At 70.0% G+C, this 19925-nt stretch carries 15 protein-coding genes; 5 read left to right on the top strand and 10 right to left on the bottom strand.

Annotated features, from left to right (window positions below; all coding sequences use genetic code 11):
- Window positions 1–26: 26 nt before the first annotated feature.
- Together AC069H_RS18665 and AC069H_RS18660 are read right to left on the bottom strand one after the other, a co-directional pair.
- On the bottom strand, window positions 27–1232 hold the full coding sequence (locus AC069H_RS18665; protein ID WP_478233152.1) for an MFS transporter: 1206 nt from the start codon (window positions 1230–1232) through the stop codon (window positions 27–29).
- Between the two features lie 170 nt (window positions 1233–1402).
- Window positions 1403–1846, bottom strand: a complete 444-nt coding sequence (locus tag AC069H_RS18660; RefSeq protein WP_478233151.1) for an HIT family protein — start codon at window positions 1844–1846, stop codon at window positions 1403–1405.
- A 192-nt stretch (window positions 1847–2038) separates the two neighbouring features.
- Between AC069H_RS18660 and AC069H_RS18655 the strand changes: the two genes are divergently transcribed.
- A complete protein-coding gene (locus AC069H_RS18655; RefSeq protein ID WP_478233150.1) occupies window positions 2039–3337 on the top strand; it encodes a phytase in 1299 nt (432 codons plus the stop codon).
- 61 nt (window positions 3338–3398) lie between these two features.
- Here AC069H_RS18655 and AC069H_RS18650 read toward each other — a convergent pair whose 3' ends face one another.
- Together AC069H_RS18650 and AC069H_RS18645 are read right to left on the bottom strand one after the other, a co-directional pair.
- Window positions 3399–5693: a beta-xylosidase/alpha-l-arabinosidase gene (locus AC069H_RS18650; RefSeq protein ID WP_478233149.1), complete on the bottom strand. Its 2295-nt coding sequence runs from the start codon at window positions 5691–5693 to the stop codon at window positions 3399–3401.
- On the bottom strand, window positions 5690–6724 hold the full coding sequence (locus tag AC069H_RS18645; RefSeq protein ID WP_478228068.1) for a LacI family DNA-binding transcriptional regulator: 1035 nt from the start codon (window positions 6722–6724) through the stop codon (window positions 5690–5692). Before AC069H_RS18645 ends, AC069H_RS18650 begins: the two co-directional genes overlap by 4 nt.
- A gap of 133 nt (window positions 6725–6857) precedes the next feature.
- Between AC069H_RS18645 and AC069H_RS18640 the strand changes: the two genes are divergently transcribed.
- The 3 genes from AC069H_RS18640 to AC069H_RS18630 are packed head-to-tail and all read left to right on the top strand — an operon-like array spanning window position 6858 to window position 9939.
- Window positions 6858–8156 carry an ABC transporter substrate-binding protein gene (locus AC069H_RS18640; RefSeq protein ID WP_478233148.1) on the top strand — a complete coding sequence of 433 codons (1299 nt, stop codon included), beginning with the start codon at window positions 6858–6860 and terminating at the stop codon, window positions 8154–8156.
- Window positions 8153–9121: a carbohydrate ABC transporter permease gene (locus AC069H_RS18635; protein WP_478228066.1), complete on the top strand. Its 969-nt coding sequence runs from the start codon at window positions 8153–8155 to the stop codon at window positions 9119–9121. The genes AC069H_RS18640 and AC069H_RS18635 overlap by 4 nt, the downstream gene beginning before the upstream one ends.
- Complete coding sequence (locus AC069H_RS18630) at window positions 9121–9939, top strand: carbohydrate ABC transporter permease (protein WP_478228065.1); 819 nt, start codon at window positions 9121–9123, stop codon at window positions 9937–9939. Before AC069H_RS18635 ends, AC069H_RS18630 begins: the two co-directional genes overlap by 1 nt.
- Window positions 9940–9946: 7 nt before the next feature.
- Here the strand turns inward: AC069H_RS18630 and AC069H_RS18625 are convergent, their stop codons facing one another.
- Window positions 9947–12481, bottom strand: a complete 2535-nt coding sequence (locus AC069H_RS18625) for an ATP-binding protein (protein ID WP_478233147.1) — start codon at window positions 12479–12481, stop codon at window positions 9947–9949.
- A gap of 263 nt (window positions 12482–12744) precedes the next feature.
- Here AC069H_RS18625 and AC069H_RS18620 point away from each other — a divergent pair, with 263 nt between their 5' ends.
- Window positions 12745–15231, top strand: coding sequence for a tetratricopeptide repeat protein (locus AC069H_RS18620; RefSeq protein ID WP_478233146.1), 2487 nt, complete (start codon window positions 12745–12747; stop codon window positions 15229–15231).
- Window positions 15232–15303: 72 nt separating this feature from the next.
- Here the strand turns inward: AC069H_RS18620 and AC069H_RS18615 are convergent, their stop codons facing one another.
- From AC069H_RS18615 to AC069H_RS18595, 5 genes are all read right to left on the bottom strand, one after another.
- Window positions 15304–15855 carry a hypothetical protein gene (locus tag AC069H_RS18615; protein WP_478233145.1) on the bottom strand — a complete coding sequence of 184 codons (552 nt, stop codon included), beginning with the start codon at window positions 15853–15855 and terminating at the stop codon, window positions 15304–15306.
- Between the two features lie 160 nt (window positions 15856–16015).
- Window positions 16016–17062 (bottom strand): ornithine cyclodeaminase, encoded by a 1047-nt coding sequence (locus AC069H_RS18610; RefSeq protein WP_478233144.1) that lies wholly within the window; start codon window positions 17060–17062, stop codon window positions 16016–16018.
- The gene (locus AC069H_RS18605) at window positions 17059–17982 is read right to left on the bottom strand and encodes an ornithine carbamoyltransferase (protein ID WP_478233143.1); all 924 of its coding nucleotides are present in this window, start codon (window positions 17980–17982) and stop codon (window positions 17059–17061) included. The genes AC069H_RS18610 and AC069H_RS18605 overlap by 4 nt, the downstream gene beginning before the upstream one ends.
- A gap of 9 nt (window positions 17983–17991) precedes the next feature.
- A complete protein-coding gene (gene sbnA, locus AC069H_RS18600; RefSeq protein ID WP_478233142.1) occupies window positions 17992–18996 on the bottom strand; it encodes a 2,3-diaminopropionate biosynthesis protein SbnA in 1005 nt (334 codons plus the stop codon).
- Complete coding sequence (locus tag AC069H_RS18595; RefSeq protein WP_478233141.1) at window positions 18983–19921, bottom strand: threonine ammonia-lyase; 939 nt, start codon at window positions 19919–19921, stop codon at window positions 18983–18985. The genes sbnA and AC069H_RS18595 overlap by 14 nt, the downstream gene beginning before the upstream one ends.
- Window positions 19922–19925: the final 4 nt, after the last annotated feature.

Genomic DNA, 19925 nt, shown 5'->3' with positions numbered 1-19925 from the left:
CGATTTACCCCCATGGTGCGTGTCTCTCAATCCAGTCGTGCGGTGGTGAGATGCCTGACGGTCGCCCGTCGGACGACGATCGGTCCGGCGATGGCGATCACCGCCGCGAGCAGGCCGGGTACCACCATGGCGGTGCCCAGCGAGGTGACGTCGGCGAGCGGGCCGATGACCGCGGGCCCGCCCAGCTGCCCGGCGTAGGCCATGGTGGTCACCCAGGAAAGCGCGCGCCCGGCGTTCTCGCCACCCGCGCCGACGGCGCTGAAGATCGCCGGTACGACGGTCGCCAGACCGGCCGCCACGACCACCCAGCCGACCAGGCCGAGAGCCAGCCGTCCCCCGGGAAGCAGTGGCGCGACGAGAACGAGCGCGTACCCCAGCACGGCGACCGATCCCGCGTACCGCATCCAGCTCGCCGGGTTCACCTTCGACCGGAGCCGATCGGCGGTGAGCCGGGAGACGGTCAGCGCGGCGGCGAACGCCGTGTACGCGAGCGACGCCGTCGCCGGATCCGCGCCGAGCATCCCTTGTGCGTGCAGGGAAGCCCAGCTGTAACCGGCGCCTTCGCTGACGAAACCGGCCAGCGCGACCAGGCCGAGCAGCATGATGGTGCTCGTCGGCAGCCCACCGGAAGAGACGACCGGGTCACCGGCCACCCCGTGCCGCGCCTCGCCGGTCAGCAAATGCTTGCCGGGAAAGAGGAACAGCACTGCCGCGACCACGCCGGCGCCGACCATCAGCGCCGTGCCTCCCGTGCCGAGATGCAAGCCGACGGTGATCGTGAGGCCGCCGGCCACCCCGCCCAGGCTCCACACCCCGTGGAACGTCGACATGATCGAGCGTCCGTAGCGGGCTTCCACCTCGACGGCCTGCCCGTTCATAGCGACGTCCAAGGAACCGAGCGCACCGCCGAGCACGAACGCGGTGGCCAGCAGTACCGGAAAACTCGGTGCCAGCGCGGGACCGAGCAGCGCGAGCGCCGCGACAGGCGCGATCACCCGTAACACCGCTCGGCTGGACCAGGCGTCGGCCAGCCGCCCGGCCACCGGCATGCAGGCCATCGAGCCGAGCGCGGTGACCAGCAGTACCAGCCCGATCCGGCTCTCGCCGAGATCGAACCGGGTGTTGATCGACGGCAGTGACGCGCTCCAGACGGCGCAGATCAGCCCGCAGAGCCCGAAAACGCCCGTCACGGCCATTCTGGCGCGACGAACGGCGGTCTCGGAACGCGTCACAGCGGCGGACTTCCTTCTCTGCTGGCGGGCATGACAAAGGAGGAGTCCTTCAGCGTCCATATAGGACAAAGCCGTGAACTGTCCCCCAGTTCGTCCGGATCCGCGACGGCGCGGCCGGTTATAGTAAAGAAACTTTCCTAATTAAGGATGCAGGCACGATGGTCCCGCTGTCAAGGGAAAACTCGAGGTTCGGGTGGCGCCGCGAGCAGGGTGTGCATGGCCGCCAGCTCCTCGTCGCCTTTCGCCGCGGCGACCCAAGGTCTGATCAGATGATCACCTGTCGATCTGGGCACCAGGTGGACGTGCAGGTGGAAGACGTCCTGCCAGCCGGCGGATCGGTTGGCCTGGAACAAGGTCAGTCCGTCCGGCCGCAGTACCTCATGGATCCGGGCGGCCATCGAATGGACGGTCCGCATGACGGCGGCCGCGTCGTCGGCGGAGATCTCCCAGAGGTCCGCGGCGTGGGCCCGCGGTGTCACCAGAGTGTGCCCCGGCATCACGGCGGTGTGGTCGAGGAACGCGATCGTCCGCTCGTCCTCGAACAGCACGCGCCCGGCGCCCTCTCGGCCGGCCGCGATCTCACAGAACACGCAAGCGGTCTCGGTTTCATCCATGTCGCCGACTGTAGGGCGAGATGACCTTCGGTGGTAAATGTCCACAATGGAGTGTTGTGTGAGCGGATCGCCGGGAACGGTCGGCGGTGTTCATGTCCTGGTCATCTGGATGTGCCGTTACTTTCGGGTAACTTGTCACGCCGTGACTTCATAGTGGGCTGTCCCGATTCACTCCAGGGAAGGAACACCTTGATGGCTCAGGCCTCCAGAGCCCGCGTCACCGTCGGCGGTCTCGTGCTCGTCGCGGCGGTTGTCGCGGCTTTGCCCCCTTCGGCCGTCGCGGCCGACGAACTGCCGAGCGTGAAGCCGACGACCGAAACCCCTGCCGTGTACGACGACGAAGCAGGCGGCAACGCGGACGCCGACGACCCGGCGATCTGGCGTAACGCGGCGGCTCCGGATCGCAGCCTCGTCGTCGCCACGGTCAAGGAAGGTGGCCTGCGCGTATACAACCTCGACGGCCGCGAAGTGCAGTCGATACCGGCGCCGAAAGCGCCCGGCCCGGACGATGCCCCCGGCCGGTTCAACAACGTCGACCTCGTGCACCGGATGAAGGTCGGCTCCGGGGTGAGCGACCTGGCCGTCGCCAGTGATCGCGGCCGTGACCGGCTGCGGATCTACCGTATCGACGGCGGCAACGTGGGTGCCCCGCTCACCGACGTCACCGATCCCTCGGTGCCGGCGATCTTCTCCTCGTCGCAGGAGGAGATCAACGAGCAGCGCACCGCTTACGGTCTCGCGACGTGGACCGATCCCTCCAGCGGCCGCTCGTTCGCGGTGGTCAGCCAGCGGGAACGCACCGCTCTCAGCCTGCTGGAGCTGACCGCGGGCGCCGGAGGCACGGTCTCCTACCGCAAGGTGCGCACTCTCGCGTTGCCGTCCGAGTTCAGGCTGCCGAACGGCAAGTCGTGGACCCCGTGCGGCGAGCCGGGCGAATTGCCCCAGGTCGAGGGGATGGTCGTCGATCCTGCGAACGGCATTCTCTATGCCGGGCAGGAGGACGTGGGCATCTGGCGGGTGGACGCCGACCTCGAAGGCACTCCGAAGCTCATCGACAAGGTCCGCGAGTACGGCATCCCCGGGACCTACGACGAGGCGACCGAAGAGTGCGTACCCGGATCCGACCCGGGCTACGGCGGCACGCGCCTGTCGGCCGACGTCGAAGGTCTCACCCTGCTCAAGCAGAAAGACGGTGACGGCTACCTCCTCGCGTCCAGCCAGGGGGACAACAGCTTCGCCGCCTACGACCGCGAACTCGGTGACGACAACGAGTACGAAGGCGGCTTCCGGGTGATCGCCGCGTCCGCGACCCTCGACGGCACCGAGGAAAGCGACGGCGCCGCCGTCCTCAACGAGCCACTCGGCAGCAAGTACCCGAACGGCCTGCTCGTCGTCCAGGACGGTGACGACAAGCCGGGGGAGCCGGGCCGGGACGCCACGAACTTCAAGTTCGTCGACCTCAAGCGCGTACTCGACGCCCTCGACGACTGACCCGAACGGCGCCACTTCGGTGGGCCACCCGGCACGCGGCCAGATCCGCGTGCCGGGTGGTTCACGTGAAGTCCGGGGTCAGCACGCGGTCGAAGCCCACTTCGCGGCGTGGGCCGGTCAACGCGCAGGGGAGGGTCGTGACGATCCGGGTACTCGACGTCCCGATCCGCAGTTCGACGTCGCCGGGTTCGACGATCCGTTCGCCCGCCCGCCCGGTGTAGGACGTCAGATCGGCGTGCAGCCCGATCTCGATCACCTGGGTCGCGCCGGGCGCCAGGTCGACCCGCTTCGCCGCGATCAGCTGCTGGACCGGGCGGGCGACCTCCGCCACCGGGTCGTGCAGGTAGATCTGGACGACCTCCGTCGTGGTGCGATCGCCTGTGTTGCTCAGCGTCACCCGGACCCGGCAGCGGCCGTCCGTGGGCCATGCGGGATCCGGCATCGTGACGTCGTCCCAGCTGACGGCGCCGTAGGAAAGTCCGTGCCCGAACGGGAAAAGCGGTGTCGGGTCGACCGTGCTGACCTCACTGCGCTGCCCGAGCGGAGCCGTGAGGTAGGTCGACGGCTGGGAGGCCTTGTCGCCGGGGAAGCCGACCGGGAGCCTGCCGGAAGGGTCGATCCGTCCACTGAGGACACCGGCGAGCGCGGCGGCGCCCTCTTCGCCCGGGTAGAAACCGCACACGATCGCGGCGAGGCGATCGGCCTGTCGTGACAGTTCGTACGGGCGTCCACAGAGGAGGATCAGGACCACCGGTGTCCCGGTCGACAGGAGCGCTTCGAGGAGTTCTTCCTGTCGTCCCGGCAACTTGAGGTCCGAAGTGTCGCACCCTTCCCCCGAGGTGCCACCGCCGAACAGGCCGGCGCGGTCGCCGAGCACCGCGACGCAGATCTCCGCTTCTTCGGCCGCGGTGACGGCGGCGGCGATGTCGGCGTCCTCGCCGCCGAGTACGGGGCAGCCGAGGGCGTAGGTGACCTCGTGGTCCTCGCCGAGCGCGTCGAGCACCGTCGGAACCGGTATCCCGATGGGCACGTCGGGATGGTGCACGCCGACGTGCATCGGGAACGAGTAGCAGCCGAGCATCGCACCGGGTTCGTCGGCCCGCGGGCCGACCACGGCGATCCGGCGGCCGGGGGAGAGGGGGAGGACCCCGTCGTTCCGCAGCAGCACGATCGAGCGTTCGGCGATTTCCCTTGCCAGCGCACGGGAGTCCGGGTCGTCGAGGTCGATCTCGTCCGGTACTTCCGGTGCCCAGTCCTCGTCGAGCAGGCCTAGTTCGCATTTCTGCCGCAGCACCCGTTCGAGGGCGCGGTCGACGACGGCGGCGTCGACCGCACCCTGTTCCACCGCGGCGAGCAGCGGCTCGCCGTAGCAGTCCACAGTGGGCAGTTCCACGTCGATTCCGGCGGCGAGCGCCTGCGCGGCGGCCTCACCGCGATCGGCCGCGACGCCGTGCAGCGTGTGCAGGAACGACACGGAGAAGTAGTCCGCGACCAGGGTTCCCTCGAAGCCGTAGGTGTCACGCAACAGATCGGTGAGCAGCGCCGGATCCGCGGCGGCGGGGACGCCGTCGTTGTCGATGTAGGCGTTCATCACCGACCGGGCGCCCGCGCGCAACGCCATCTCGAACGGCGGCAGCAGGACGTCGGCCAGTTCCCTGGGGCCGACCGAAACCGGTGCGAGGTTGCGACCGGCGCGCGAGGCCGAGTAGCCGGCGAAATGCTTCAGCGTCGCGATGACTCCGGCGGATTCGAGCCCGGCCACGTAGGCCGCGCCGATCGTGCCGACCAGATGCGGATCCTCGCCGATGGTCTCCTCGACCCGGCCCCAACGCAGGTCGCGTGCGACGTCCAGCACCGGCGCGAGTCCTTGGTGGACCCCCAGCCGTCGCATCGTGCCGCCGATCCGCGCGCCCATGCGGTACACGAGGTCCGGGTCGAAACTCGCTCCCCAGCACAGCGGCGACGGATAGACGGTGGCCTGCCAGGCGGCGAGACCGGTGAGCGTCTCCTCGTGGACCAGTGCCGGGATACCGAACCGGCCGCTTCCGACGATCTCCCGCTGGGAGCGCGCCAGGCTGTGCGCGCCGATCACCGGATCGACGGGCCGGGTGCCGTACACCCTCGTCAGCTGGCCGATCCCGTGCCGCACCAGTTCGTCCCAGTCCAGTGCCGCGTCGGCGAAGTCGTGCTGGTGCGGGGCCATCTCGCCGCCGGAGTCGATGCCGACCCAGACGCCGTAGAGCTGGGCGAGCTTCTCCCGCAGGGTCATCCGGTCCATCAGCGCGCGGACGCGATCGGCGGGATCCGCCGTGGTGTCGTGCCATGGCCGGGATGACTCACTGGGCTGGGTGGTCAAGGCCGTCCGCCCTTCGTCGTGGCTCCGAGGGCCCGCGTCGAGCGGCGCACCACGAGACCCGTGGACAAGGTGATGTGGGTTTCCTTTTCGGGTTCCCCGCTGATCAGCGAGATCAGGAGAGTGATGGCGCGGTGGCCCATTTCGCGGATGGGCTGGTCCACCGTCGTCAGAGGCGGAGTGCAGAGCGCGGATTCGGGGACGTTGTCGAAACCGACCACCGACAGGTCGTCCGGGACGGACAAGCCGAGTTCCGCGGCGGCCCCGACGGTCGCGATCGCCGAGATGTCGTTGGCGGCGAACACCGCCGTCGGCCGGTCCGCGCCGGTCAGCAGCTCGCGGGCGGACCGGGCGGAGATCTCCGGATCGTAGGCGCCGAGCCGGATCAGGTCCTCGTCGATCGGCACTCCCGCCGCGGTGAGTGCCCGCAGGTACCCGGTCTTGCGCAGTTCGGCCGATTCGAGATCGGGCCGTCCGGCGAGGAAACCGATGCGGCGGTGACCGAGCTCCAGCAGATGCTCGGTCGCGAGCTGGGCGCCGCGCAGGTTGTCGGAATCGATGGTGGGCACCGTCGAGGGACCGGTGTGCGGGTCGACCGCGACCACCGGCGTTCCGGGGACGGCCTCCAGCGAAGCCACCGGCGTGACCAGCACGGCACCGTCGACCAGAGTGCCGGAAAGCCTTGAGAGATAACGCTTCTCCCAGCCCGACGCGTCCCCGACCCGGCCGCCCGCCGAGTAGACGACGAGTTCGTAGCCGGTGCCGCGGATGGCGTCGGCCGCGCCCTTGAGCAATTCGGTGGAGAACGGTTCGAGGTCGGCGACCAGGATCCCGATCACGTTCGTCTTGTGATTGCGCAGGCTCTGGGCGACCAGGCTCGCCTCGTAGCCGAGTTCGTCGATCACCGCGCGGACCTTGGCCAGCGTCGCGGCGGCGACGCCGTAGCGGTCGTTGATCACTTTGGAAACCGTGGCCACGGAGACGCCGGCGCGGGCCGCGACGTCACGGATAGTGACCCTCGAACTGGGCTGCATACGGTCAGACTAGCCATGTAAAACGTTATCGACAACGATTGACATCGGAATTTCGGGCGCGCAAACTCATCGCCAGTCCGGGCGCAGTCACGCCCCGTCCTACTCGGCCGAAGTCGTCAGGAGTGGACTCACCATGCTTTCGAACCGCCGAATCCCCGCCGCCGCCGCCGCCGCGCTGGCGGCGGCCGTCCCGCTCGCGCTCGCCGGCTGCTCCGGGGGCACCGAGACCGCGGCCGAGCCCAGCGGACCGGTCACCCTCACCTGGTGGCACAACGGCACCACCGACCCGATCAAATCGATCTGGGCCCAGGTCGTCGCCGACTACCAGAAGGCGCATCCCGAGGTGACGATCAAGGGACAGCCGCTGCAGAACGAGGAGTTCACCACCAAGGTCCCGCTCGCCCTGCAGTCGAACGAGCCGCCGGACGTCTACCAGTCCTGGGGCGGCGGCGAACTGGCGTCGCAGGCCACCTCGGGCAAGGTCGCGGACCTGACCGACGTGGCCAAGGACTGGCTCTCCTCGGTGGGCAAACTCGCCGAGAGCTGGCTGGTCGACGGCAAGCAGTACGGGATCCCGTGGGAGCAGCATTTCGTCGGTTTCTGGTACCGCAAGGACCTTTTCGCGCAGGCGGGCGTCACCGCTCCGCCGTCCACTTTGGACGAGCTCAACGCCGCGGTCGCCAAGCTCAAGCAGGCGGGGATCACGCCGATCGCGGTCGGGGGCAAGGATCGCTGGCCGGACGCGTTCTACTGGAACTACTTCGCGCTGCGGGCCTGCTCGGCGGACACGCTGAAGCAGTCGGTGAAAGCGGTGAAACTCGGGGATCCTTGCTGGACCAAGGCCGGGCGTGACCTGGAGGCTTTCCTGGCCACCCAGCCGTTCCAGCCCGGCTTCACCGGCACTCCCGCCCAACAGGGCGCGGGCAGTTCGGCCGGGCTGGTGGCCAACGGCAAGGCGGCGATGGAACTGCAGGGCGACTGGGAGCCCGGCACGATGTCCTCGCTCACCGAGGACAAGGACCTCGACTCGAAGGTCGGTTGGTTCCCGTTCCCGTCGGTCCCCGGTGGTCAAGGTGATCCCGCCGCGGTACTCGGCGGCGGCGACGGCTTCTCCTGCACCACTCGCGCGGCCAAGGCGTGCGCGGACTTCCTGCGGTACCTCGGCAGCGAACCGGTGCAGAACCAGCTCGCGGCGAAGGGCGCCGGGCTGCCGATGACCGCGTCCGCGGCCAAGTCCCTCAAGACCGAGTCGCTGAAGACCGTCTTCGACTACGGGCAGAAGGCCCCGTACGTGCAGATGTACTTCGACAAGGCGTTCCCGACCGCGGTGGGGGCCGCGCTCAACGACGCCGTCGCGAACTTCTTCGCCGGGCAAGGCACGCCGGAAGGCATCGTCGAAGCGGTGAACAAGGCCGCGGCGGGCGACAAGTGACGGCGACGGCCACGCGGGTGCGGGCGGCGGCGCGGCCGTCCGCACCCACCGCTGTCCGGGGGCGGACGCCGGGAGTGCGCAAGAAGCTGGAACTGACCTTCCTGCTCGGCCCGGCGCTGGTGCTGTTCGCCGGGTTCGTGCTGGTCCCGATCGGGATCGCGGCGTTCTACAGCCTTTACGAGTGGAACGGTTTCGGGCCGCTCGACGATTTCGTCGGCCTCGGCAACTACGCCGACGCCCTGTCCGGCTCGGTGTTCCAGGGCGCCATCGGGCACAACCTGATCATCGCGGGACTGTCCCTTGTGGTCCAGCTGCCGCTGTCCATCGGGCTCGCGCTGCTGCTCAACCGCAAACTGCGCGGGCGCGCCGTCCTCCGCGCGCTCGTGTTCGCGCCCTACGTGCTGTCGGAGGCGATCACCGCGGTGATCTGGCTGCTGATGTTGCAGCCGAACGGTTTCGTGGACCAGATACTGCGCGGTGTCGGCCTCGGCGGGCTGGTCCAGCACTGGCTCGCCGACCCGGGGATCGTGCTCTACACCCTGTTCGCGGTGATCACCTGGAAGTACATCGGCTTCGGCATCATCCTGCTGCTCGCCGGGCTCCAGGGCGTGCCCGCCGAACTACGGGAAGCGGCCGCGCTCGACGGCGCGTCGGCCTGGCAGACCACTCGGCACGTCGTACTGCCCTTGCTCGGACCGACCATCCGGATCTGGGTGTTCCTGTCGGTGATCGGCTCGCTGCAGCTGTTCGACCTGGTGTGGATCATGACCCTCGGCGGTCCGGCCAACTCGTCGGCGACGATGGCGACGTACCTGGTCGACCACGGGTTCAAACGCTACGAATTCGGTTTCGGCAGCGCGGTCGCGGTCATCCTGTTCGTGATCTGTTTCGTGTTCGCGTTGCTGTATCAGCGGTTCGCGTTGCGCCGGGACACCGACGGCGCGCTGACCAGGATGGTGGACTGATGCGCCGCGCCGGGACGCCGATCGGCTACGTCGCCGCGATCGCCGTCCTCGGGATCACCGTGGTGCCGCTGTTGTTCGTGGTATTGGGCGGGTTCCGCACCACCGCGCAGATCAACGCCTCGCCCGCCGGCCTGCCGGGCCCGTGGGTCTGGGACAACTACGCGGCCATCCTCGGCTCCTCGTCGTTCTGGACGTTCTTGGGAAACAGCGCGCTGATCGCGGTCATCGCCACGACGCTGACCGTCGCGTTCGGATCGATGGCCGCGTATGCCCTGTCCCGCTACACCTTCAAGGGCCGCGAGGGCTTCTACACCTTGTTCACGCTCGGTCTGCTGTTCCCGCTCGGCGTGGCGACTTTGCCGCTGTACCTGTGGTTGCGTCAGCTGGGGATGCTGGAGAGCTTCTGGGGTGTGGCCATTCCGGAAGCGGCGTTCTCGCTCCCGGTGACCATCGTGATCCTGCGGCCGTTCATGCGGGCGATCCCGGGTGAGATCGAGGACGCCGCCGTGCTCGACGGCGCGAGCAGGCTCGGGTTCTTCTGGCGGATCCTGCTGCCGCTGTCCGCGCCCGCGCTGACCACCGTCGCCGTGCTCGCTTTCGTGACGAGCTGGAACTTCTACCTGCTGCCGCTGCTGGTGTTCAACGACTCCGCGAACTTCACGCTGCCGCTCGGCGTGGCGACCTTCCAATCCCAGTACTCCCAGGACACCGCACGCGTGCTCGCGTTCACCGCGTTGTCGATGATCCCCGCCCTCGCGTTCTTCGTACTCGCCGAACGCCGCATCGTCGGTGGGCTGACCGGATCCGTGAAGGGCTGACTTCCCGCTATCGAACTCGCGTCGCGTCCGACATGAGACGCTCGCGGACCTCGACGGCCTCCGGCACGCCCATCTCGGTGTACGCGGTGTGCGCGGCGTGCCAGTGTTTCCGCGCGGTGACCGGATCCCCGGCGGCGGACAGTGCGTCGCCGAGTCCACTTCGGGCTCTGGCCAGTTCGTAACGGCTGTCCGCCGCGGTCGCCGACTCGATCGACTGCCGCAGGCAGTGCACGGCGTCGGCCGCCCGACCGGCGGCGAGCAGGGTCGCCGCCATGTCGTTGTTCGCCGCCAGCACTCCTTCCCTGCTGCCGATCTCCCTGGCCAGATCGATGGCTTGCCGGTGATGTGCCAACGCCTCGTCGAACCGTCCTGCCTCGACGAGCAGGACACCGAGATGGTTGAGTACCTTGCCCTCGTCGGCCCGGTTGTGTGCCTGCCTCGCCACGGCGAGCGCCTGTTCGTAGCAGGCCCAGGCGTCGGTGTCCTTTCCCATGCGCCAGAACGTGGTGCCGAGGCCGTCGAGCGTCCGGCATTCACAGAGGTGGTCACCACTCGCCCTGGTCGCGTCAAGGGCCTCGGACAGATGGTCGACGGCGGCGGAATGATTTCCCAGTCGCATTTCGGCGACGCCGATATTGCACAACTGCCGGGCCCGGAACGACTCGTTGTTACTCGCGACGGCGAATTCCATGGCCCGCCGGAAACAAGGCAACGCGGCGCGATAGTCACCGAGACCGGCCAGCAACAGGCCGACGTTCCCCGACAGGTTGAAGACATAGCCGGATTCACCGGCGGCGTCGAACTCCTTGATCGCGTCCTGCAGGACGGCGAGTGATTCTGCCGCGTTCCCCCGTTGCCAATGGGTCATGGCCAGCCCGTTCAGCACGTGCCCTCGGGTGGCGCCGGACGCGACTTGGACGGCGTTGCCGAACAGGGCGAGTGCGTCACTCACGTGCACGCGGGCCTCGAAATAGCTCGTCATCACGCACGCGAGCCGCGTCACGTGCTCGTCCTGCCCCTCGCCCAGCGCCCAGCCGGACGCGACGACGAGGTTGACCCGCTCGGCGTCCAGCCAGGCCATCGCCTCGTCCGCCCCGTCGAACACGAGAGCCCGTGCCGCGGGCGTGGGCAGGCCCGCCCACCGGTCCGCCTCATGGGGGAAACAGGTGACGAGCGCGGCACGGGCGGTGGCCAGCTGGAAGTCGAGCAGCCGGACCGCCGCGGCCCGGCGCACCCGGGCCTGGACGTTCTCCCGGACGCGTTTCTCGGCGAACACCCGGACCAGGTCGTGCAGTTCGAACCGGGACGCGCGGGCGGTCACCATATTGGCCGCCACCAGATCGTCGAGTTGCCGTCGGACGACGTCGACGTCGACGCCCGCCAGCGCCGCCGCCGCGTGGTCGTCGATGTCCCGACCGGGATAGGCGGCGAGCAGACCGAGCAGGACCCGGTCCGGTTCGGCCAGTTCGTCATACGACGTGCGCAACGCGACTTCGACCCCGTCGTCCAGCCGCAGCATGGTCCGCAGATCGGCGAGGCGATCCCGGTGGTCGGCCATCGTCCACTCGTCCGAGGCGGCCAACCGGCGGGACACCAGCGCGAGGGCCAGCGGTAGCCGTCCCACCAGTTCGACGATGTCGGCGGCCTCGCCCTGCTCCGCGTCGACGCGTTCGTCGCCGATTCCGTCGCGGAGCAACTCGACCGACTCTTCCGGCGTGAACACGTCGAGCGCCACGTGCCGCGCCGTCTCCAATCCGGCGAGGCGGCGCCTGCTGGTGACCAGCACCAGGCAAGTCGGAAGGGCGGGCAGCAACGGCAGCACCTGGTCGACCGACTCCGCGTTGTCCAGCAGGATCAGCGCGCGCCGTCCGTCCAGCAGACGGCGGAAGAGCGCGCTCCGGTCGGCGAGGGTGAGGCATCCGATCTCGCTGCCGGACGCCCCGAGCCGGCGCAGGAAGCCTTCGAGAACCGCGGCCGGGTCCGCCGCGGGCCGATCCGCGTCGAAGCCGCGGAGATTCACCACCAGCCGTACGTCCGCGAACCGGCCGCGCTCGGCGAGCAGCCGCGCGACCTCGCTGGCGAACCGGGTCTTGCCGACCCCGGCCATTCCGGAGATGGCCCACACCCCGGCGTCGTCCGGCCCGGCCTCCAGCAGCCGGCGCAGGTGTGCCTGCCTGCCGACGAACCTGCCGACCCCGGCGGGCAGGTGATCGGCCACGCTGATCACGGCCGCCTCGGTGGCGTGTCCGGTGATCACCCGGTGCGCCTGCCGCCATTCCGCCGCGACGTCCATACCGAGCAGCACGGCCGCGATGTCGACGACCAGTTCGACGTCCAAGCGTTTGCGTCCTGGCAGGAGGCAGCGATACACGGTGTTGTAGGCGGGGACGTCGGCCGACCCCCGGGCCGTGCGCAGGCGCCGCACCCGCCGGTGCAGTTCCCGGTGGGTCAACCCCGCCCAGGCCAACGCCTGCCTCAGCCGCTGGGAGAGCTCGTCGTACGACCGAGCGCCGACCGGACTCGGCGGCTGTTCCTCCGTCACGGGAACCCCCTGGACACGTGAGACCGATCCGTCCGGCGGTGACTCCCGGACCGAATGCTGACCGACCTTAGACGAGATTCGGCGACCGCTGGTGCCGGTGGGGCGCACGTGGCGATTGCCGTGTCCGTGAAGGCCTCCTTGAGGGACCCAGAGTCCCTCAAGGAGGCCTTCACGGACTTGGCTCACCCTCACGGAGGTCCAGCATCGGCGGTTTCTCCTGTTCGGACCATTTCGATCGGCCGAACGGTCTACTCTTTTCGATCATGGATCCCGACCGGACACCGGAGCCGCTGGGCGCCGGTTCGTTCGACGAGCTGGCGGCCCGGCTGAACGCGCTGCGCGGCCGGTACGGCGTGTCCTACCGGGAGCTGCACCGGCGTGTCGTGCGGGGGAGGCGGACGGCGGGGAACTCCGATCTGCCGGTGTTCAACACGGTCTACCGCTGTCTGCAGCCGGGCAGACGGCGGATGGATGCGGATCTCGTCGCGGATATCGTGCGCGCGCTCACCGCCGACGAGGCGGTGGTGGCGCGGTGGCGACAGGTGTGCCAGGTGATCGCCGGGCTCACCGCCGACTCGTCCTGGGTGACCGTGGCGGGTGAGCTGCCCGCCGACAGCACGGAGTTCGTCGGCAGGCACGCCGAGCTGGCCGCGATCACCGGGTACGACGAGGCGCGGCCACCGGTGGTGGTGATCGACGGGATGGCCGGTGTCGGCAAGACCAGTCTCGCCGTCCGGGCCGCGCACCGGCTGGCACAGCGGGACGGCGCCGCGGTCCGGTTGTGGGCGGACCTGCGTGGCTACGACGCCGACCGCGCGCCCGCCGACCCGCTCGCGGTGCTGGACGAGTTCCTCCGGCGGCTCGGGGTGCCGGGCGGCGAGATCCACCGCCTCGGCCCCGCGGGCAGGCTGGCGACGTACCGGCAACTGCTCGCGGACCGGCGCCCGGTCGTGGTGCTGGACAACGCGGCAGACGCCGACCAGGTGCGCCCGCTGCTGCCGGACTCGCCGGGCGGCGTCGTGCTGATCACCAGCAGACGGCGCCTGACCGGCCTGGCCGGTGCGCGGATCGTGCACTTGGAGGCGTTTCAGGGGACCGAGTCACTCGACATGTTGCGCAGGCTGGTCGGCGCGACCGAGATCGCCGAGGACACCGAGGCCGCCACGAGGATCGCCGAGCTGGTCGGTCATCTGCCGCTCGCGTTGACGGTGGTGGCGGGCCGGATCCGGAACCGGCGCGGCTGGACGTTGCGCGACCACGCCGCCCGGCTCGCGGAACGCCGGGGCAGCCTGCGGGTCGAGGACGAGCTGGAGAACGCCATCGGCCTGTCCTACGCCGACCTGCCCGCCGAGGCCGCGCTGCTGCTGCGACTTCTCGCGATCCATCCCGGCCGCGACGTCGACACGCGCGCGGCGGCCGCGCTCGCCGGGGTGGACCTGCGCACGGCGGAGGCACTTCTGGGGGAACTGGTCGCGGGCAGCCTGGTGCAGCGGCCCGTCCGGGATCGGTTCGGCCTGCACGACGTGGTCCGCCTCTACGCGGCGGGGCTGGCGCGGGACGTGGACGCCGCCTCCGCGCGGCAGGCCGCGCTCGGCCGGTTGTTCGGCTACTACCGGCACGCCGCCTCCCGCGCCATGGACCGCTACGCCCCGCACGAACGCGACCGACGGCCCGAAGTGTCCACTTCGGACGTTCCGTCGCCGGACTTCGGTGACGTCGCGGCGGCGACCGAGTGGCTGGACGCCGAGCGGCACAACCTGGTCGGCATCACCGCGCTGGCCGAAGAGCAGGGCGGACGCGAGGACGCGGCCACGATGTCGCCGATCTTGAACCGGTACCTGTACAACGCGCTGCACTTCGCCGACGCGGAGATCGTGCACGGCATCGCGGTCCGCGCCGCCGATCCGCTGGTCCAGGCGAGTGCGCGGATGAGCCTCGGTGCGGTCTATCTGCGGTCCAACCGCTACCAGGAGAGCATCGACCAGTTCAAGCAGGCGCTCGCGCGGTACGACGCGGGCGGGGACCGGGCCAGCTGGGCGCGGGCGCTGAACAACCTTGGCAACGCGTTCGACCGGCTCAGCGACTTCGCGGCGGCCGAAGACTGCTACCGGCGGGCGTTGCTCGTGCACCGGGCGACCGGCAACCGCACCAGCGAGAGCCGCGCGCTGGGCAACCTCGGGAACAGCGCGATGCGCGTCGGCGACTGGGACAAGGCCGCGACGTACCTGGACGAGGCACTGGCGATCATGCTGGAGATGGGGGACCGGGTCGGGGAATGCCTGACCTACGGCAACCTCGGCACGGTGCACGAGCAGCAGGGGCACCTCACCGAGGCACTCGACCACTACCGGCGGGCGCTCGTCACCGCACGCGAGTTCGGCTACCCGTTCCCGGAGACCGAGGCGTTGCTCCACATCGGAGTGCTGCTCGCGCGGCTGGGTGAGTACGACGACGCTCTGGCGCATCTGACCGAGGCGCTGGACCTCGCGCGCCGGAACAGCTTGGGCGAGTTCGAAATCAAGGCGCTCAACGGCATCGGCATCGCACTCGGCGACCTGGGTGACGCCGCGGGCTCGATCGCCGGGCACCGGGAAGCGCTTGCGGTCGCCGAGAAACTGGGCGACCGCTACGAGCAGGCACGGGCGCACAAGGGGATCGAACAAGGCGCCGCCGTCACCGGCGACACCGGCGTGGCCGACGATCACGGGCGGAAGGCGCGGGCCCTGCTCACCGAGATCGGCTTGCGCTAGGTGCCGCCGCACCACGGATCCGGGGCCGCCATCGAGGGGGGAGTGGCGATGTCCGGATCCGTGGTGACCGGCTCACTTCCAGACGTACGCGGCGCCGCCGAAGCCCGGCTGGACCTTCGCCCGCACCCGGGGGGTCGAGGCGAGGCCGAGATAACCGCCGCCCTTCTTCGGCGGGCCCGACCAGCGCACGACAACGGTGCCGCCGGTTCCGCAGCCCGCCGTCGTCCAGGTCGTGACGCTCTTCTTCTTGGTGCTCCAGTAGTGGCCCTCCGCCTGGACGCAGACCCGGCCGTTGCTGCCTGCCGGGATCTTCCACGTGTAGCGGCGGTGCTGCGGGTTCTTCTTCGAATCCGGGCTGATGTAGCCACAGCTCGCCTTGCTCACCTTCCACTCGCCGAAGCCGGCCAAGGCGCGACGCCAGTCGCCGCAGTCGGCGGCGGTGACGTCGCCGCTCTCCGCGGCCTCTTCGGTGAGCTCGACCGCGGCCGTGCTGTCGTCGACCTCCGATTCGGTGACCGTGGTGGTGTCCGCCTGCTCGTCAGCCACCGCCGGCGCGGTCTGCGCGGTGAGCACCATGCCCGCGGCCACCAGGCCGGTCGTGACCCGTGTCGTCCATTTCTTCAACGTTCATCTCTTTCTGGTAATTCGATAGGTCGGCCGCGTAAGTGATTTTCCATCAGCCGATTACTTGGTCACGGCAGATATTATCGGCCCCGCGCGGAGCCGACTAGTGATCTTGGGCGACGACCTTGATCGAAGTTGTTCGAAAACGCCGAACCGGCCATCAGCCGAGATCGACGAGCGACCCGATGCCCCAGTGACGGGCTTTCGCGGCGATGGCGCCGTAGAGCGCCACGTCCAGCACACCCATGCCGAACGGGTTGAGCACGACGTGCGGCCTGGCGGTGCCGCGGCCGGTGTACCGGCCGGTGAGCAGCCCGCCCAAGGTGGCGTCGATCGGTTTCGCCGTGCCGTCCGACGGGCGGGTGACCAGCCCGGCGCCCATCAGGCGGCCGAGTGGGCGGCGGGGGTTGTCCGCCACCAGGTCGAGGTCGTCCACGTACAGCGCCGCGGCGTCGAGGAACGTCTCGTCCGCGAGGTCGCCCAAGGACACGTTGACCAGCAGCGCGCCGGGCCGCGCCCAATCGGGGGTCACGTAGCCCTCGTCGGCGGTGGTGGTGAAGACGGCGATCTCGCCGGCCGCGACCGCGTCGCGGGCACTGCCGTGCACGGTCACATCGAGTCCGTCGCGGGAGAGCAGGTCCGCGAGACGGTGGGCGACGGCCGGGTCGCGGTCGTGCAGCGACACCGCGCGCAGGTCCGTCAACCTGCGGGTCAGCAGCGCCGCGTGCATCCGTCCTTGTGCCCCGCAGCCCACGATCGCGAGCGAACCGGCGCCGGCATAACCCGTGGCGTCGACGCCGACCGCGCTCACCGCCGCCGTGCGCACCGCGCTCAGCAGGCCCGCCTCCATGATCGACGTGACCCTGGCGGTCTCGGCGTCGAAGCACAGGCCCAGTCCGCCCGCGCGTTCCAGGCCCGCCGCAGGATTGGACACGCTGGCGTTGATGATCTTCATGCCGTGGTGTGCCCCCACCGCGCCGGGCATGCCGATCGACCGGGTGTACGCGCCCCGCGAGTTCTCCCACCGCAGGTACGCCTCGGCGGGGAGCAGGCTCTCACCGCGATCGTGGTCGGCCAGCGTCCGCCGGACGACCTCGACCGGGTCGATGCTCGCCAGGCAGCGCCGGACGTCCGCGCGCGACAGCACGGTCACCCGGCCCGCGCCCGCCAGTCCCGTGTCCGCCTGGTCGTACCAATGCTCGCTCATGCCGAATCCTTGCCGCGGCACCATTCCAGTGCCGCCATCGCGCTGTACATCTTGTTCTCCGCCTGGGCGAACGCGAGGCTGTCCCCGCCGTCCAGCACCTCCGCGGTGACCTCTTCGCCGCGGTGCGCGGGCAGGTCGTGCATGAACACCGCGTCCGGGCTGGTCCGCCACAACGCCCGCGTCACCTGGAACGGCGCGAAAACCTCGCGCCAGTCGGGGTCCGGTTTGGTCGTCCCCGTCGTCTCCCACCGCGTGGTGTACACGACGTCGGACACGAGCAGGTCGTCCATGTCGTGACGCTCCACAATGGACGATCCGTGTCGTGCGGCGTGCGACCGCGCACGCGCCAGCACTCCGGGGTCGAGGCCGTAGCCGGGCGGGGTGCGCAGCTGCAGTTCGGTGCCGGGGAAACGGGTGAGCGCCAACGCGAGCGCGGCCGCGGAGTTGTTGCCCTCGCCGAGATACAGCACCCGCAGCCCGTCGACGCGCCCGAACCGGCGGACCAGCGTGGTGAGATCCGCGAGCGCCTGGGTGGGGTGCTCGTCCGCGGTCATGGCGTTGACCACCGACATCCGCTTCTGGCCGGCCATGGCCCGCAGTTCCGCCGGATCGCCCGTGGTGCGCACCACGAGCGCGTCGAGCATGGTGGACAGCACCCGGCCCGTGTCCGCGATGGTCTCCCCGGTGTTGATCTGCAGATCTCCTGGCCCATAGGAGACGATGCGCGCGCCGAGCCGCAGCGCGCCCGACGAGAACGCCGTGCGAGTGCGCGTGGAGGTCTTGCTGAAGTAGATGCCGATGACCTCACCGGACAGCGCCGTGGCCGCTTGCCGCGGGTCGTCGGCCAGTCGCGTCGCCCGGGCGACGACGGAACGCAGGTCTTCGTCGGTGAGGTCGTCGAGCGAAATGAGGTGGCGCAAGGTTTCTCCTTACCGGGCGGCGGTCAACGGCCGGGTCTTGACCTCGGGTACTTCGCCGAAGTGCTCGAGTACCCAGGAGTCCGAGTAGATGGTGTCGAGGTAGCGGTTGCCGTCGTCGGGGAAGACGAGCACACAACGGGATCCGGCGGGGATGCGGTGGCGCAGCTTGCCGAGCGCGGACACGGTCGCGCCCGACGACCCGCCTGCCAGGATCGCTTCACGCGCCACCAGCAGCCGACAGGCACGCACGCATTCCAGGTCCGTCACGTGGACGATTTCGCTGACCGCACCGGCGGAATCGACCGAGCCGACCAGCGGTGGCCGCCACCCGGCACCGTGCCCGGGGATCAGCCGGTGCTCGGTCGGAGTGTGGAAGATGGCGCTGCCCGCCGCGTCGACCGCGACCAGTTTCGTGGCCAGGCCGTGGTCGCGGATGTGGTCGGCGCAGCCGCGCAGCGTCCCGCCGGTGCTGACCGAGCAGAACAGGTAGTCGACCCGTCCGTCCAGCGCGGTGACGATCTCGGCCATCGTCCGCTCGTGCGCGGCCGCGTTGAGCGGGTTCTCGTATTGGTTGGGCCAGAACGCGTCCGGCAGCAGCGCCACCAGTTCCCGCACCCGCGCGATCCGCGCGCCGAGCAGGTCGCCGCCCGGTGCGGAGACGACTTCCACCTCCGCGCCGTAGGCCCGCAACAGCGCGACGGACTGCGCGGTCGTCCGGGTGTCGACCACGCAGATCAGCTCGAGCCCGAAGTAGGCACACAGCTGGGCGAGGCCGACGCCGAGGTTGCCGGAGGTCGACTCCACCACCACCGACCGGCCCGGTACCAGCTCACCGGCCTGGATCTTGCCGCGCAGCATGTGCAGCGCGGTGCGGTCCTTGACACTGCCGCCCGGATTGAACTTCTCCATCTTCGCGAACACCTGGACGTCCGCGATCGGCACGACCCGCTCCAGTGCGACCAGTGGGGTGTCGCCGATCGTCGCGAGCACTCCGCTCAAGTCACCCGTGCTCAACGGACACCCACTCTCCCCTGGCCACCGGAACCGTGGCCGCGACGTTGCCGCCGGACACGATCGCCACGGTCGCGCCCCGCCACCGTCCGGTCAGGTGGGCGGCGGTCGCCACCGCGCCGCTCGGCTCCGCGAGCACACCGAACCGGTCGGACAGGAACTCCCGCGCGGCGACGATGCCGTCCTCGTCGACGGTGACGATGTCGTCCACGAGCACCTTGATATGCCGCCAGGCGAGCTCGCCGAGCACCGGCGCGCGCAGCCCGTCCGCGATCGTGCGGTAGGTCCGCTCCACCGGCCACCGCACCAGCCTGCCCAGTCGCAGCGACTCGGCCGCGTCCCCGGCCAGCGCCGGCTCGACACCGACGACACGGGTGCCGGGGGAGACGGCCTTCACGGCGGCGGCGACTCCGGCGAGCAGGCCGCCGTTGCAGACCGGCACCAGGACGGTGCGCACCTCCGGCAGATCCGCCACGATCTCGGTGCCGACCGTGCTGTGCCCGGCGATCACGTCGAAGTCGGCGGAACCGACGACGGTGGCGCCGGTCCGCGCCGCCAGATCGGCCGTGGTCCGTTCGCGCAGCGCGGGTGGCACGACCACGACGTGCGCGCCGAGCGCGCGCACCGCGTCCACCTTCAACGCGGGCGCGGTGGCGGGAAGGACGACCGTGGCGCGCAGGCCGTGCTGTGCCGCCGCGTAGGCCACCGCACGACCGTGGTTGCCGGACGACTGGGCGAGGACGTGGCTCGCGGAGAGCCGGGCGACCGCGTTGAGCGCGCCTCGTGCCTTGAACGAACCGGTGCGCTGCCGGTGCTCCGGTTTGAGCCACAGGTCGCCGACCGGGCCGAGCAGGGGAGTGCGGTGCACGGCGTGCCGGATCCGCTCGGCGGCCGAGCGCAGGTCGGCCGGGGTGACGAGAGAGGACATCGGC

The organism is Amycolatopsis sp. NPDC043887 (genome assembly GCF_056435665.1).
The sequence above is the reverse complement of the archived record's forward strand: the minus strand, read 5'-3'. Positions and strand labels throughout refer to the sequence as shown.